Genomic DNA, 15,069 nt, shown 5'->3' on the forward strand with positions numbered 1-15,069 from the left:
TTCTTCGATCCGTTCTGGAATGACGCTGCACTGGAACGTATGATGAACCGTGAGGCTCGTGATACCTTTGGTAAGCGTGGTGCAAACATGATGAAGACCGATGTCAAACAGACGGACAACGGTTATGAAGTAGCTGTTGACCTGCCGGGCTGCAAGAAGGAAGACGTTCAGATGGATCTGAACGACGGCTACCTGACCATTCAGGCAGTGCGCAGCCACAGTAATGACGAAAAGGATAAGAAGGGCCGCTATCTGCGGCACGAATCCTTCTCCGGCACCTGTGCACGCAGTTTCTACGTAGGCGATGTGAAGAAGGAAGACATCCACGCAAAGTTCGAGGATGGCGTCCTGCACGTCGAGCTGCCTGCTCCTCAGCAGACGAAGGCTTTGCCTGAGAACCCGAATCTGATCGAGATCGAGTAAAACGCCGGTCGTGTGCGCCAAGGCACAACGCACATAAGATGCCCCCGGAGAGCCGCAACAAGCCCTCCGGGGGCATTTTTTGTTTCCCGGTATTTTTCCGCAGCGGCAAGCCTTCGTCAAAACTCCGGGTGCCATTCATCCCGGATGCCAATGTCAGCACAGATGATTTTTCCGCACAGCGGCGCAGAAGCTTCTGCCATATGCAAAGGCTTATAACTGTCGAAGGTTACGGTCAAATCTGCATGGGCAGCACCCTCGGCAACCTCCCCGGTATCCGTGTTGATGCCGCTGGGCAGGTCTACAGCCAGCACAAAGGTGTCGCTCTTATGCAGACGGCGTATCAGCCCGCAGGCAGCAAGACCGGAAGGCCGAAGTGCGCCATAAACTACCATAGATTCCATAAGCGAGTGACCTGAAAAGGCCGCTCGCTTTTTTGTTTACCACAGAGCTGAAAGGAGGCCAAAATGCCAAACAAAACGCAAGAATACCTTAACCTCGCCCAGCAAACGGCAAAGGAACTGACCCGATATTGGGAAAACTGGACGGACTACCTGACCACTGCATCCCGGCGGTACAAGTACAGTTTTGCAGACCAGTTGATGATCTACGCCCAGCGGCCTGATGCCACCGCCTGCGCCAGCTTCGACATTTGGAATAACCGCATGAACCGCTATGTGCGCAGAGGTTCTAAAGGAATCGCCCTGTTAGACCAGTCCAGCAGCGTACCGTGCCTGCACTATGTTTTCGATGTGAGCGACACCGGGGTGCGCCGCAATTCTCGCGACCCGGAGGTATGGCAGCTCGGCCCCGATTTGGTGCAGCCTGTGTCGGAAATGCTTGCCAGAGAGTACGGCGTTTACCATGAAAGGCTCAGCCAGCAGATTTCCGATTTGACGGGCAAGCTGGTGGATTCCTATTGGGACAACAATAGCAATGACATATTGAATATCATAAACACCGTTTACAGCAACATCCATACACGTGTCAATGAAATTGGTATGCAGCGGGCTATTGGCATGAGTGCCGCAAGCCTTTATAAAACATTCTTGTGGGAAGGTGCCTATTACGCTATACGGTGAAAGAAGTCCGGCCCCGGTATAGCTGCTTTTATAAGATTCGGCATCCGGGTGACTGCGATGGGCAGTCCGGCTACGGTGTTTCCAAGCTGGATTCCATTGTGGAAGAAGTTGTCCGGCAGATCTTCGCACAGTTCCGGGAGGTTTCCCGGAAGAAGCTGCTGGAATCGGTCAAGACCAACGATGCCGCTCGCATCCAGAAGAAGGTCAAGAAAATCCAGAAAGACTTGGAAAGCAAGCAGAAAGAACTGGACGACCTGAAAGCCGAAACCATCCTCGTCATCCGGGGCGTAAGTGCCTTGGACAAAGAACTGCTGGGCACACTGGTAGCCGAGGCAAGAGAGGCTCTGGAAACTCTGGAAAAGCAGCTCGTGCAGGCACAGGATGAATACGAAGAAGCCACCAAAACAGCAAAGCGCAGCAACTACATCTGCAACGAGCTGTTTACATGGGCGGATGTTTACGACACCGCCAACCACGATGAACGCCGCGCCATTTTGCAGCAGTTCATCAAGGAGATTCGCGTCCGAAAAGACTATGAGATCTCGATTACGCTGAACGCCAGCTTCAACCAAGTGGAGCAGCTCAAGGCTGTATCAACCTACGATGGTGCGGAAATTTTTGAAGGAATTTCCGAGAGGGGGGCATAAAAGCGATGCACTTGCCCGCAGCACTCTGCAAAATGCAAAGAAAGAGACGTGAAAGCGATGGATTTTCAAAAAGCACATGGATGACCCTACCCGGTTCGCATCCGACTTCAGGGTTCGGAGCCCGGCACGGTCTGCCAAATTTTTTTAGGCATAAAAAACGCCGCATCGTACAAAACGATGCGGCAAAAACGAAAGTCTCCCCGGTAGACATTCCTACTGGTTGGGACCCGCGCACGAAGCAACAGCGACGAGTTGCGTTAGCTGATTTTTCCGCAGCCCCTTGGCGGGGCTTTGAAAAATCAGAACGCGGCCCCAACAGCTCCTCCCTGTTTCAGCCACTGGCTGCGGTCGTCGCCGTTGCACTGGGCTGTTGCTTGCCCTGCCTGCGGCAGGGCCGTGCTGTTCGAATCCCTCCAGGTCCCAAAGCCAGCGTTTGACTTATGTGCACACAAAAGAAAAGCAGCAGCGTTAAAATTACACTGCTGCTAAAAGTGGACCTAGAGGGATTCGAACCCTTGACCTCTCGGATGCGAACCGAACGCTCTCCCAACTGAGCTATAGGCCCATGTGATGACCCTGTAAGTGTAACTCTGTTCAGGAAATTTGTCAAGTATTTTGGGCAGGGCCAAAAAGCATCGCTCAGCGGTTGCCTAGCTGCCAGAAAGCAACAGCGCTGGCAGCGGCAACGTTCAGGGAATCCACGCCGTGGGACATAGGGATTTTTACGGTGTAGTCACAGGCGGCAATGGTGCTGTGGGCAAGGCCGTCACCCTCTGTGCCCAGCACGATGGCGAGCTTCGGCTCGGCGGAAAGAGCGCTGTCGTCAATGCTTACGGAGCGGTCGCTCAGAGCCATGGCAGCAGTCTTGAAGCCAAGACTGTGCAGCTGAGCAATGCCGTTTTCCGGCCAGTCGGCAGGGCAGGTGCCGATCTGCGCCCAGGGCACCTGAAACACGGTGCCCATGCTCACACGCACGGCACGGCGGCACAGCGGGTCGCAGCAGGAAGGAGTAACGAGCACGGCATCCATGTTCAGTGCAGCGGCGCTGCGGAAGATCGCTCCCACATTGGTGGAGTCCACAATGCCCTCCAGAACGGCCACCCGGCGGGCATTGCGGCAGACCTCTTCCACGCTGCGCGGCAGCGGGCGGCGGAAGGCGCACAGCACGCCGCGGGTCAGCTCGAAGCCGGTCAGGCTGGCAAGGGTCTCGCGGTCGGCTGTGTACACCGGGGCATCACCGCAACGGGTCAGGAGATCGGCAGCCGGGCCGGTGATCTGTTTACGCTCCATGAGCAGGGAGAGCGGTGTGTATCCGGCATCCAGCGCGCGGGCGATCACCTTGGGACTTTCGGCAATAAAGATGCCTTTTTCCGGTTCCAGACGATTGCGCAGCTGCGCCTGCGTCAGGCGGGCATAGACATCCAGCTCCGGTGCGGAAAGGTCTGTGATCTCGACAATATTCGGCATAAGGAAGTTCTCCTTTGGAAAAGCTTTTTTCTTATTCTAACACAACCTGTGAGGGAATGCAAAGTGCAGGCCGGGCACGGGCCGTATTTTCGGCGCTGGCAGAGCGCAGAGATACACATGCCGGATATGTAAAACTGATATGGACCAAGCTGTAAAAATATATTATAATAGGGTACGAAAAGAGGGGAAAAGGTAATATGAAAACAAAACATCATGGGCAGATGTCAGAGTCCTTCCTGACGGCGGTGTTCCTTTCGCTTTCAGGCGGGCTGCAGGATGCCTATACGTATCTGTTCCGCGGTAAGGTGTTTGCAAATGCACAGACCGGCAACATCGTGCTGCTGAGTTTCAACATCATGGATGGTCAGTGGGATCGGGTGCTGCACTATCTGGTTCCTCTGTGTGCTTTTGCGCTGGGCGTACTGGTGGCAGAAAAGATGCGGGAGAGCTTTTGCAACATGCAGCGGCTTCACTGGCGGCAGCTGGTGGTGCTGGGCGAAGTGCTTCTGCTGTTCATTGTTGGCTTTCTGCCACAGGAGCAAAACCTGCTGGCAAACGCCATCGTTTCCTTCTCCTGCGCAATGCAGGTGCAGGCGTTCCGCAAGGTGAACGGCTATGCATTTGCCAGCACCATGTGCATTGGTGACCTGCGCAGCGGTGTGGAAGCATTCTGCATCTGGAGCAAGACCCATGAACCGAAAGTTAAGGACCGGATGATGCGTTATTTTGGCATCATTCTGTTGTTCGCGGTGGGTGCCGGTATTGGAAGCATGGGCGCAGCGCGGCTGGCAGGAAAGACCATCTGGATCTCCTGCGGGCTGCTGCTGGTAAGCTTTGCGCTCATGTTCATCCGGGAAGAAATCGAAGAAAACCCTGCGATCGAAAAGGATCTGGCTGAGATCCGGCAGGAGACACGGGAGATCGACCGGACTCTCAAGCAGGAACTGAAGGAAGAACGCGAGGAACTGCATGAGGAATTACACGAGAAATTGAGATAAATCACCGGACATCAAAAAAGGAGCCGCTGCGTGATGCAGCGACTCCTTTTGCTTGTCGAGAAAGGAAATTACTCAGAACGCAGGGCGGTGACGGGGTTGCACTTGGCTGCGCTGCGGGCGGGAATCAGACCGCCAAGGATCGTGAGCAGGGTAGCCAGAACGATCAGGACCAGTGCAGCTTTGGGCGGCAGCACAGCGGTGACGCTGGTGGTTCCTGCAATGGAGTGGATGAGCATGTTGCCGGGAATCAGCAGCAGCAGGCACAGGCCCACGCCGATCACGCCGGAGCACATTCCGATAATGAAGGTTTCGGCATTGAACACCTCGGAGACATTGTGCTTGGATGCACCGATGGCACGCAGAATACCGATCTCCTTGCGGCGTTCCAGCACGCTGATATAGGTGATGACACCGATCATGATGGAAGAAACCGCCAGCGAGATGGCAACAAAGGCCACCAGCACATTGCTGACCATATCCACGATCTTGGTCACGGCGCTCATCAGGGTGCCGACCGTATCCGAGAATACGATCACCTTGTCCTCTTCGCCCTGCGCACGCATGGCGGCGTTGTAGGCGTTCAGGCTGTCCACGATGCGGTTCTTGGCCTCAAAGCTCTTGGGGTAGATCCAGATGCTGCCGGGCTTTGCATAATCCGAATAGCCCAGTGCACCAAGAACACTGCTGTAGGAGGTGGTGCTGGACTGCAGGTTCATCTTGACCAGATCCACAAGGTCGTCGGTGCTCATGTTCACCTGCACGGCACTCTGGAACACGGTGGGGTCGATCTTCAGGGCATCTTCCACCTGACTGCTGAGCTGAGCGATGTTGTTCTGGATGGCGGACTGGATCTGCTGGCTGAACTGAGTGGTCAGCTGGGTCATCAGCTGCTGCATCACGGTGCTCATCTGGGTCTGAATGGCAGCGGTGAGTTTGGTCTGCAGAGCTTCGCCCAGCTTCTGGCTCAGCTGTTCCGAGTAGCTTTGCAGATAGCTCGTCATGATGCCCTGCAGGTTCTGCTGCAGCGAAGCGGTGAACTGCTCCTGCAGGCCGGTGGTGTCCAGCAGGTCGCCCATGGATTCGGACAGAAGCTGCTTGAACTGGTCGCTCTCCATATAGGAAGAGAAACCAATCTTATCCAGATTCAAGATGCCGTTGCCGATGATATAGCGCTTATAGCCATTCATGATCTTCTTCATCAGGCTCTGCAGCGCATCCTCCGAGACGGACAGGTCCATATCGGCAAACAACTGGCTCAGATCCAGCGCGTCCATGTCCGGAAGCTCCACATCGCTCATGTCGATGTCGCTCAGGTCCAGATCGCTCAGATCCAGCTGGAATGCGGACGGATCAAGGATGGAGGAAAAGTCAAAGCTGCCATCCTGCAGATCAAATGCACCGCTCAGGTCGAACTGCAGCTTGCTTGCATCGAACTGGAAGGCATCCTTCAGCATATCGGTATCCACCGAGAACAGGGAAGAAATGTCAAGATCGGTTTCGCGCTGGTCGGCATCAAAGCGCTCGCCGGTCAGCACGTTCACTTCCGGGTCGGCAAGCTGCTGCTTTACCACTTCACTTTCGGCTGCATGGTCGATGGCGTAGTAGGTGAGTGCATGGGTATAGGCAACGCCTATGGGCAGAATGGTGGAGCTGGCATCTGCGCGGGGCTGCACCACGCCCACGATGGTCAGATCCGGACTGTTTTCCACAAGCTGCTCCACATACGCTTCATCGTCGGAGCGGTTGCGCCAGATTTGGCGTTCTTCGTCATAAACGTAATAGTCCGAGCTGGTAACGATCTTATATTTCAGGCCCACAAAGGTATCGTAGGGGTAGGTGCCGTAGCCGGTGGGAGCCTGTGTGTTCTTGTTTTTTGCGTACTCCTGCAGAAAACGCATCATCACGCTGTCGTCCTCAATGCCCAGAATATAAAGAGCGTAATCGCTGATGCTGCCATCCGAATTCAGCACAAGAACGGCCTCGTTGTAGCTTTCCGGCCAGCGGCCTGCCTTGACATCGTACTGATCTTCGTACAGCGAAGGCTCTTCGGCCATCTCGGTAAACACGCTCTGGTTGGTCATGGAAGAGACGATGCCGGCGGCAGAGGTGGTGTTGTTCAGCGCAGAAAGGCTGCTGTCCGGGAAGATCTGGCGCACGGTGCCGTCCTTGTTCTGGCGATAGATCAGCGGTGCGATGCCGTAGGAATACTCGATGGAAGCAGCATCCTCCGAGATGGTGCACTCGTCGCTGTCCAGATATTTTTTCAGGGAGGCAAGGTCATTGACGGAGGAATTATCCTCGGTCAGCTGGCTCAGCAGTTCACGCACTGTGACCATGCCCTCCGGGGTGGAAGAAGCGCTGGTGGCGCCCACATTGGTGTTGTTGGCAACGGCGCTGGTGTAGCTTCCCGGGTCCAGCAGGGCGGCAAGGTCTACGCCGGTGGTCGAGATCTGCAGCGGATATTCCGAAAGGGTGGAGCGTTCCATCTCCTGGATATAATTGCTCACACCGGCCGAGAGCGAAAGGATGAGCGCAATGCCGATGATGCCGATGGAACCCGCAAATGCGGTGAGCAGGGTGCGGGTCTTTTTGGTGAGCAGGTTGTTGAAGCTCAGCGCGAGAGCGGTGAGCGGCGACATGGAAGAACGGCCCAGATTTTTGTGCACCGGCGGCACCTGAGCGGAATCATCCGGCGCAAACGGTGCGGTGTCCGATTGGATCACGCCGTCCCGCAGGCGGACGATGCGGGTAGCATACTGCTCTGCAAGCTCCGGGTTATGGGTGACCATGACCACAAGGCGGTCTTTGGCCACCTCCTTCAGCAGCTCCATCACCTGAATGCTGGTGTCGCTGTCCAGTGCGCCGGTCGGCTCGTCGGCCAGCAGGATGTCGGGGTTATTGACCAGTGCGCGGGCAATGGCCACACGCTGCATCTGGCCGCCGGACATTTCGCTGGGGTGCTTGTGCAGCTGGTCGCCCAGACCTACCTGCTCCAGCGCCTTGGTGGCCCGGCTGCGGCGCTCGGCACCGGAAATGCCGGAGATGGTCAGCGCCAGCTCCACATTGGAAAGCACTGTCTGGTGTGGGATGAGGTTATAGCTCTGGAACACAAAGCCAATGGTGTGGTTGCGGTAAGAGTCCCAGTCGCGGTCGGTATATTTTTTGGTGGAGATGCCGTTGATGATCAGATCACCGCTGTCGTAGCGGTCCAGACCGCCAATGACGTTCAGCAGGGTGGTCTTACCGGAACCGCTGGGGCCGAGAATGGCGACGAATTCGTTGTCCCGCAGGTTCAGGCTGACATCATCCAGTGCTTTCTGCACCAGATCGCCGGTTTTGTATTCTTTCTTGATGTGGTTGAGTTGGAGCATGTGTGAGCCTTTCCGGCGCATCCTCGCAGGAACGCTGCCGCTGTACATTATAATAAACTGCCCGGATACAGGACCCGCAGCAAGGCGTTATACACTTCTATTTTACCGAAATAATATGAAAAAACTGTGTATATTTCAACGTAAATTTTGACCGGACCGGTATTTTTGGCTTTTGAGGCAGAAAAACAGGAAAATAAAGGAAAAATTGACGTGGAGGTTGAATTTGCGTCGCCGTCGTGCTATTTTAATAGCGGAAGATCCTGATAAAACAGAAAAGCATCGCGAAAGCAGAATTACACTGCCAATACGACGCAAAAAATCTGCAATGAACCGTAAGCACAAAATAAAATGCGTCGCAGAACAGAAAAACACGACAAAAAAACGCAACGAATGTGATTTTGACATTTTTAGACGCTTTTTCAGGATTGAACCAGCCCTCTCTGCTCTTTAAAATAAGATAAGAAAAACAAGGAATGCCTTGAAAACGTCGCAGGACCTTGTAGCAAGGGAGGAAAAATTATGGAACGTACATTTTCACCTATGATCCGTCAGTTTTCGGCAATCGACGGGTTGCAGAAAGCATATACGCTGGTATACTCAATGGATACAGGCAACGAAAACGGTTGCTGCCTGACGCTTTGCCGTACCGGGAACCGGCAGTACATGCAAAGCTGCTACATTGCAGCTGCACCAGAGTTCTGCTACCGGATCCTGCGCTATCTGTGTGAGAATGGCGTCCAGCCGGAGATCTGGCAGGATGTGGTAGAAGAACTGACCGATACAGAACAGCTCAGGCAGAAAGGCGGCGCGTTGCGTGGAGAGTGAGCACACAGCAAAAACGCTGCAGATCGCCCTTGGAAGCTACGACCGCAAGGAGCTGCGGGTGGAAAAGAACTACCTGCAGGAGCAAAGCCCTGCGTTGGAGTGCACCTGCTTCCAGAACGGCGGCCGTCTGCTGGAACAGCTGCGTCAGGGCCGTCAGTTTGATGTTGTGATCCTCTGCAGCCAGCTGGAAGATATGAGCGGGCTGGAGTTTTTAATGAATATCCGCAGCATGGATCCCAAACCGAATGTTGTTCTGTTTGATGAGGGCAGGCGGCAGAATACGAGTGCCATTTGTCTGGAATCGGGCGATGGATTCTGCTATGTGGGCCATGCCGAACTGAAGAACCTGCTGTGGGAGCTGTACCGCCTGCCGGGACGGCAGAGCCAGCGCATGGAACGCAAGTGTCAGGAACTGTATGAGGGCTGGGGCATCCAGCTGCCGGACGTGAACTGCAACTATCTTTCCTGTGCGGTGGGCGTGGTGTACGGCACCAGCCAGAAGCTGGCCATCCGCAAGGAGATCCTGCAGGCGGTGAGCGAGCAGTACAATGTGTCGGTCTCTGCTGTGGACAGCGGCATCCGGCGTATGATCGACCAGCTGGAAGCAAAGCCCTCGGCCAAGTGGCTGCGCTTCAAGGACGAAAGCGGATTTGCGGACGAGAAACCTACCACTGGTAAACTGATCTACACTGTCAAGAATTATCTTCAGCGTCAGAAGGACGACTGAGCATAAAACACAGGAGGCGCAAGGGTATGGAGCAGATGCGGCAGAACGAGGCGGGTGCACTGACCGCGCAGGCGATCCCGCAGAAGGATGTGGAACAGGCATGCTTCCATGCACTGGGCCTGATCGGACGCAATTGCGAATATCTGGACCAGCACCTTGCGCATGTGGGTGCCGACCAGCAGACCCGGCAGGCGGTGAACGATATCAGCGCTGCGTCGGCAAGGCTGGATCGCACTGTGAACGAAGTGATGTCGCTGCTGGATTTTCTGCGCACCGAGGAAGACCCGCGGCTCTATCCGCTGGACCTGTGCCAGCTGCTGCAGCAGGTCGCCGCACAGGCCGATATGGTGCAGGCGCAGCTTGGGGTGGAACTGACGCTGGACTATGGCGGCTGGACAGCCTGCCGGGTCATGGCGGACCGCAATGATGCAGAACTGCTGTGCCTGCATCTGCTTTCGAATGCCTTGCGGGCCTGCAGTGCGGGCGGCAAAGTGCGGCTGATGCTGCGCCGCAGCGAAAGCTTCTGGCAGCTGACGGTGATGGATAATGGCTGCGGCCTGCCGGAAGCAGGCGAGGATGCATGGCTGGAGAACCGGCGCTGCTTTCTGGGCGGCGCAAAGCTGGGCCTGCTGCTCTGCCGCGAGTGCTGCCGCCGTATGGGCTGGGGCCTGCGGGTGGAGCGCGCACCGGAAAAGGGCACACAGGCAGTGGTGACCATTCCGCTGTGCACCGACCGCATAACGGAGCCGACGGTAGAGCTGCATACGGGCGGCGATACGGCACAGGCACAGCAGCATCAGTACCAGCTGCGCAATATGCTGGTGCGGGAGCTGCGTACCATGCCGGAGCGCGGCGACCCGGACGAGCTGTGATGCATGCTGCATGATTGCATTATAATAATGAATAAGGACTGCTGCGGGGGAGATGCTCCTGTGCGGCAGTCCTTTTTTGTTGGCAAAGGTTAAAAAACTTTGCCGAGACACCGGTGCAGCCGCATAAAAAGCGACAAGTTCACAAAATGTTTAACTTTTTGAGCGGAAAATACTATTTTTTCTGTGTAAAATAAGGGACGCTGATTGATTGTGCCGCAAAATTGGATTATAATACATTTGTATGCGAATTGACAAAATGATTCGTTAACAAACTAATTTTTGGCAAAGAAATTGATTTTGCCGTCCACCGGGGGCTTTGCCTCCGGCATTTGTCCTTAGGAGGAAAAACAACGTGAGAGTAGGTCTTGACATCGGCAGTACCACCATCAAGTGTGTGGTGCTGGATGAACATGATGCGCTGCTGTATTCTACATACGAACGGCATTACAGCCATATTCTGGAAAAGGCGCAGGAGCTGCTGCGCCGCATCGATGCCGAGCAGTTGCACGGTCAGAAGGCGTTGCTGAGCATTTCCGGTTCGGCGGGCATGGGTTTGGCCGACAGCTGCGGCGTGCCCTTTGTGCAGGAGGTGTTTTCCACCCGCGTAGCGGTCAAGTGCTTTGTGCCTGCCACCGACTGCGTGATCGAGCTGGGCGGTGAGGATGCCAAGATCCTGTTTCTGACCAACGGTACCGAGGTGCGCATGAACGGCAGCTGTGCCGGCGGCACCGGTGCCTTCATCGACCAGATGGCCACCCTGCTGAAAATGGGTGCCGACGAGATGAACAAGGCAGCAGAGAACGCACAGCGCACCTACACCATTGCGTCCCGCTGCGGCGTGTTTGCCAAGAGCGACGTGCAGCCCCTGATCAATCAGGGTGCCCGCACCGAGGACATTGCTGCCAGCATTTATAAGGCTGTGGTCAACCAGACCATTGCAGGCCTTGCACAGGGCCGTCCCATCAAGGGCAATATCCTGTATCTGGGCGGCCCGCTCACCTTCAGCAGCGTGCTGCGCAAGAGCTTTGACGAAGCGCTGAACGTGACCGGCACCTGCCCGGAGAACAGCCTGCTGTATGTGGCACTGGGCGCTGCCCTCTATGCCGACAAGGCTTTCGTTCTGTCTGAGGTGGCCGATGCGCTGGACCAGTATGCTGCCACTGCCACCTACGCCAGCGAGCCGCCGCTGTTCGCCAGCAAGGAGGAGTATGAGGCCTTCCATGCCCGCCACATGTCCCACAGTGTGCCGCGTGTGCCGTTCAGCGCGCAGTGCGGCCCGGTGCATATCGGCATCGACTCCGGCTCCACCACCGTCAAGCTGGTGGTGGTGGACGAGAAGAGCCAGATCCTCTACACCAACTATCAACCGAACCTCGGCAACCCGCTGCCCCTCATCCGGGAGCAGCTGCTGAAAATTTACAAGGAGCACCCGGGCCTGCAGGTGGCCAGCGTGACCACCACCGGCTACGGCGAAGACCTGGTGAAGAACGCCTTCCGCTGCGATTACGGTCTGGTGGAAACGGTGGCGCACTTTACCGCTGCAAAATACTTTATGCCGGATGTGGATTTCATCATCGACATCGGCGGTCAGGATATGAAGTGCTTCAAGATCGAAGATGGTGCCATCAGCAACATCTTCCTGAACGAAGCATGTTCCTCCGGCTGTGGCAGCTTTTTGCAGACCTTTGCACAGGCACTGGGCTACGATGTGAAGAAATTTGCCAGCTTGGGCCTGTTCGCAGACCGTCCGGTGGATCTGGGCAGCCGCTGCACCGTGTTCATGAACAGCTCGGTCAAGCAGGCCCAGAAGGACGGTGCAAGCATCGAGAACATCTCGGCTGGTCTGTCCATCAGCGTGGTCAAGAACGCACTGTACAAGGTCATCCGCGCATCCAGCCCGGAAGAGCTGGGCCGCAAGATCGTGGTGCAGGGCGGTACCTTTTATAATGAAGCCGTGCTGCGCGCCTTTGAAAAGGAGATGGGCGTGGAGGTCATCCGCCCGGACATTGCCGGCTTGATGGGCGCTTACGGTGCGGCTCTGTTCGGCCTGCGCCAGAGCCAGAAGGCCCACAAGACTGCTTCTGCCATGATGAACGAGCAGGAGCTGGAAGCCTTTGCGCAGAAGGTGGTCAGCGTCAAGTGCGGCGGCTGCGGCAACCACTGCCAGCTCACCGTCAACACCTTTGCGGATGGCCGCAAGTACATCTCCGGCAACCGCTGCGACAAGCCCGTGACCGGCAAGAGTGCCGACGACAGCCTGAACCTCTACGCCTACAAGCAGCAGCTGCTGGCCGAGTATAAGCCGGTGGCCGGCAAGCGCGGCTCCATCGGCATCCCGCTGTGTCTGGGCTTCTACGAGCTGCTGCCCTTCTGGTGGGCCTTCTGGACAAAGCTTGGCTTTGCCGTGCACACCAGCCCAGTGTCCAGCCGCGGCCTGTACCTCGCCGGTCAGGCTACTATCCCCAGCGATACCGCCTGCTTCCCGGCAAAGCTGAGCCACGGCCACATCAAGGCCCTGAGCCAGATGCAGCTGGACGCTATTTTCTACCCCTGCCTGACCTACAATGTGGACGAGGGACTGGGCGACAACCACTATAACTGCCCGGTGGTGGCCTACTACCCCGAGGTTCTGGCAGGCAACTGCCCGGAGCTGGAGGGCACCAAGTTCATCTATGACTATGTGGGCATCCACCGCCCTAAGGACTTTGTGCACAAGATGGCAAAGAACATCCTGCCCAAGTACTTTGGCGGTATCTCCGAGAAGGAAGTGCAGGCCGCAGCGGATGCCGCCTATGCGGAATACGAGTCCCACATGGCAAAGATCCGCGTGAAGGGCAGCGAGATCATCGATGAAGCCCGCCGTCAGGGCAAGCGCATCATCGTGCTGGCAGGCCGCCCCTACCATGTGGACCCCGAGGTGAACCACGGCATCGACCGCCTCATCACCCGCCACGGTGCTGCCGTTGTTACCGAGGACAGCATTTCCAACCGGGTGCAGAAGTTCCCTACCAGTGTGCTGAACCAGTGGACCTACCACAGCCGCCTGTATGCCGCCGCCAAGTACTGCACCACCCAGAAGGATATGGATCTGGTGCAGCTGGTGTCCTTCGGCTGCGGCGTGGATGCCATCACCACCGACGAGACCCGCGAAATTCTGCAGGAGGGCGGCAAGCTCTACACCCAGCTCAAGATCGACGAGATCACCAATCTGGGTGCCGTGAATATCCGCCTGCGCAGTCTGTTTGCTGCTCTGGACGAGCGGGACGAGGTGGCCGCAGAAAAGGCAGAATAAAATAGAGATAGAGCAAAAAGCTTTTTAAGAAAGCAACATAGGAGGAACCTATGGAATACAATTATCCCAAATTTACCCCGGAGATGAAGAAGACCCATACCATCCTCATCCCCAACATGGCCATTACCCAGTTCCGCCTGCTGGAGTACGCCCTGCGTTACGACGGCTACAAGTGCGAAATTCTGGGCAACTGCGGCAGTGCCGTGGCACAGCTGGGCCTGAAATACGTCCACAACGACACCTGCTACCCGGCTCTGCTGGTCATCGGTCAGTTTCTGGATGCGCTGAACAGCGGCAAGTATGATCTGGATCACACCGCCCTGCTCATCACCCAGACCGGTGGTGGCTGCCGTGCCTCCAACTACATTCATCTGCTGCGCAAGGCACTGGTCAAGGCGGGCTATCCGCAGATCCCGGTGGCCAGCCTGAACTTCTCGGGTCTGGAAAAGGACAGCGGCTTCCAGATGACCCTGCCGCTGGCCCGCCGTGCGCTGGCCTGCATCTTCTACGGCGATATGCTGTGCGCTTTGCGCAATCAGGTGGCACCTTACGAGAACGAGAAGGGGGCTGCCGATAAGATGGTAGACCTGTGGGTGGAACGCTTGGGCCGCGTGCTGCTGGCGGGCAAGGGCTACACCTCCAAGGAGATGAAGCACACCTTCCCCCTCATCGCAAAGGACTTTGCTGCCATCCCCGTTACCCGGGTGCCCAAGGTCAAGGTGGGCGTGGTTGGCGAAATTTACGTCAAGTACAGCCCGCTGGGCAACAACGACCTGCAGAAGTTCCTGGAAAGTCAGGACTGCGAGGTGAACTTCCCGGGCCTGATGGGCTTTGTGCAGTACTGTGCCTTCAACATGGGCGAGGACCACGTCCTGTACGGCGGCAAGCTGGCGGTGAAGATCGGCATTGACCAGTTCCTGAACTGGCTGGACAGCATCGAGCGCGCCATGCTCAAGGCTGAGGCCGACGCAGGCTTCTACGCCCCCGGCCCTTTCAAGGAGCTGGTGGAAAAGCCCAAGGGCATCATTTCGCTGGGTGCCAAGATGGGCGAGGGCTGGCTGCTGACTGCCGAGATGATCGAGCTGGTGCAGGGCGGCTACGGCAATATCGTGTGCGCCCAGCCCTTCGGCTGCCTGCCCAACCACATCGTGGGCAAGGGTATGGTGAATAAGATCCGCGCCCTGTACCCCAGTGCCAACATCACCCCCATCGATTACGACCCCAGCGCCACCAAGGTCAATCAGGAAAACCGCATCAAGCTGATGCTGGCAGTGGCCAAGGAGCGCCTGAATGCCCCGGTGGAGGCAAAGCCTCTGACGGCAGAGGAAATCGCAGGCGGCGCACCCAAAGTCGGCGCGGCGGTCTGAT

The 15,069-nt window shown here is 56.6% G+C and carries 13 protein-coding genes and 1 tRNA gene; 10 read left to right on the top strand and 4 right to left on the bottom strand.

Annotated elements, in window-relative coordinates:
* Positions 1-423 (top strand): Hsp20/alpha crystallin family protein (locus tag WMO17_RS00005; RefSeq protein WP_349137222.1); only part of this gene is annotated, 423 nt, incomplete at its 5' end.
* A 116-nt stretch (positions 424-539) separates the two neighbouring features.
* Here WMO17_RS00005 and WMO17_RS00010 read toward each other — a convergent pair.
* Positions 540-824 (bottom strand): NAD(P)H-hydrate epimerase, encoded by a 285-nt coding sequence (locus WMO17_RS00010; protein WP_156068789.1) that lies wholly within the window; start codon positions 822-824, stop codon positions 540-542.
* Positions 825-887: 63 nt separating this feature from the next.
* Between WMO17_RS00010 and WMO17_RS00015 the strand changes: the two genes are divergently transcribed.
* Both WMO17_RS00015 and WMO17_RS00020 read left to right on the top strand, forming a co-directional pair.
* The gene (locus WMO17_RS00015; RefSeq protein ID WP_349137223.1) at positions 888-1,502 is read left to right on the top strand and encodes an FtsX-like permease family protein; all 615 of its coding nucleotides are present in this window, start codon (positions 888-890) and stop codon (positions 1,500-1,502) included.
* A gap of 98 nt (positions 1,503-1,600) precedes the next feature.
* A complete protein-coding gene (locus WMO17_RS00020; RefSeq protein ID WP_349137224.1) occupies positions 1,601-2,149 on the top strand; it encodes a hypothetical protein in 549 nt (182 codons plus the stop codon).
* Between the two features lie 492 nt (positions 2,150-2,641).
* Here WMO17_RS00020 and WMO17_RS00025 read toward each other — a convergent pair.
* Positions 2,642-2,714, bottom strand: a tRNA-Ala gene (locus WMO17_RS00025).
* A gap of 74 nt (positions 2,715-2,788) precedes the next feature.
* A complete protein-coding gene (locus WMO17_RS00030; protein WP_349137225.1) occupies positions 2,789-3,616 on the bottom strand; it encodes a TrmH family RNA methyltransferase in 828 nt (275 codons plus the stop codon).
* Positions 3,617-3,813: 197 nt separating this feature from the next.
* Between WMO17_RS00030 and WMO17_RS00035 the strand changes: the two genes are divergently transcribed.
* Complete coding sequence (locus WMO17_RS00035) at positions 3,814-4,614, top strand: YoaK family protein (protein WP_349137226.1); 801 nt, start codon at positions 3,814-3,816, stop codon at positions 4,612-4,614.
* Between the two features lie 68 nt (positions 4,615-4,682).
* Here WMO17_RS00035 and WMO17_RS00040 read toward each other — a convergent pair whose 3' ends face one another.
* A complete protein-coding gene (locus tag WMO17_RS00040) occupies positions 4,683-7,985 on the bottom strand; it encodes an ATP-binding cassette domain-containing protein (protein WP_005939823.1) in 3,303 nt (1,100 codons plus the stop codon).
* A 223-nt stretch (positions 7,986-8,208) separates the two neighbouring features.
* Here WMO17_RS00040 and WMO17_RS00045 point away from each other — a divergent pair, with 223 nt between their 5' ends.
* The 6 genes from WMO17_RS00045 to WMO17_RS00070 all read left to right on the top strand — a co-directional run bounded on the left by WMO17_RS00045 (position 8,209) and on the right by WMO17_RS00070 (position 15,068).
* Complete coding sequence (locus WMO17_RS00045; RefSeq protein ID WP_154255340.1) at positions 8,209-8,436, top strand: hypothetical protein; 228 nt, start codon at positions 8,209-8,211, stop codon at positions 8,434-8,436.
* A 68-nt stretch (positions 8,437-8,504) separates the two neighbouring features.
* Positions 8,505-8,810 carry a hypothetical protein gene (locus WMO17_RS00050; protein ID WP_101956483.1) on the top strand — a complete coding sequence of 102 codons (306 nt, stop codon included), beginning with the start codon at positions 8,505-8,507 and terminating at the stop codon, positions 8,808-8,810.
* Positions 8,800-9,537: a response regulator gene (locus WMO17_RS00055; RefSeq protein WP_349137227.1), complete on the top strand. Its 738-nt coding sequence runs from the start codon at positions 8,800-8,802 to the stop codon at positions 9,535-9,537. Before WMO17_RS00050 ends, WMO17_RS00055 begins: the two co-directional genes overlap by 11 nt.
* 26 nt (positions 9,538-9,563) lie before the next feature.
* Positions 9,564-10,409 (top strand): sensor histidine kinase, encoded by an 846-nt coding sequence (locus WMO17_RS00060; protein WP_097774765.1) that lies wholly within the window; start codon positions 9,564-9,566, stop codon positions 10,407-10,409.
* Positions 10,410-10,761: 352 nt separating this feature from the next.
* Positions 10,762-13,701: an acyl-CoA dehydratase activase gene (locus WMO17_RS00065; RefSeq protein WP_349137228.1), complete on the top strand. Its 2,940-nt coding sequence runs from the start codon at positions 10,762-10,764 to the stop codon at positions 13,699-13,701.
* Between the two features lie 50 nt (positions 13,702-13,751).
* Positions 13,752-15,068 carry a 2-hydroxyacyl-CoA dehydratase gene (locus WMO17_RS00070; RefSeq protein WP_005939846.1) on the top strand — a complete coding sequence of 439 codons (1,317 nt, stop codon included), beginning with the start codon at positions 13,752-13,754 and terminating at the stop codon, positions 15,066-15,068.
* Position 15,069: the final 1 nt, after the last annotated feature.

Source organism: Faecalibacterium faecis (assembly GCF_040096475.1).
GTDB classification, from domain to species: Bacteria; Bacillota; Clostridia; order Oscillospirales; family Ruminococcaceae; genus Faecalibacterium; species Faecalibacterium taiwanense.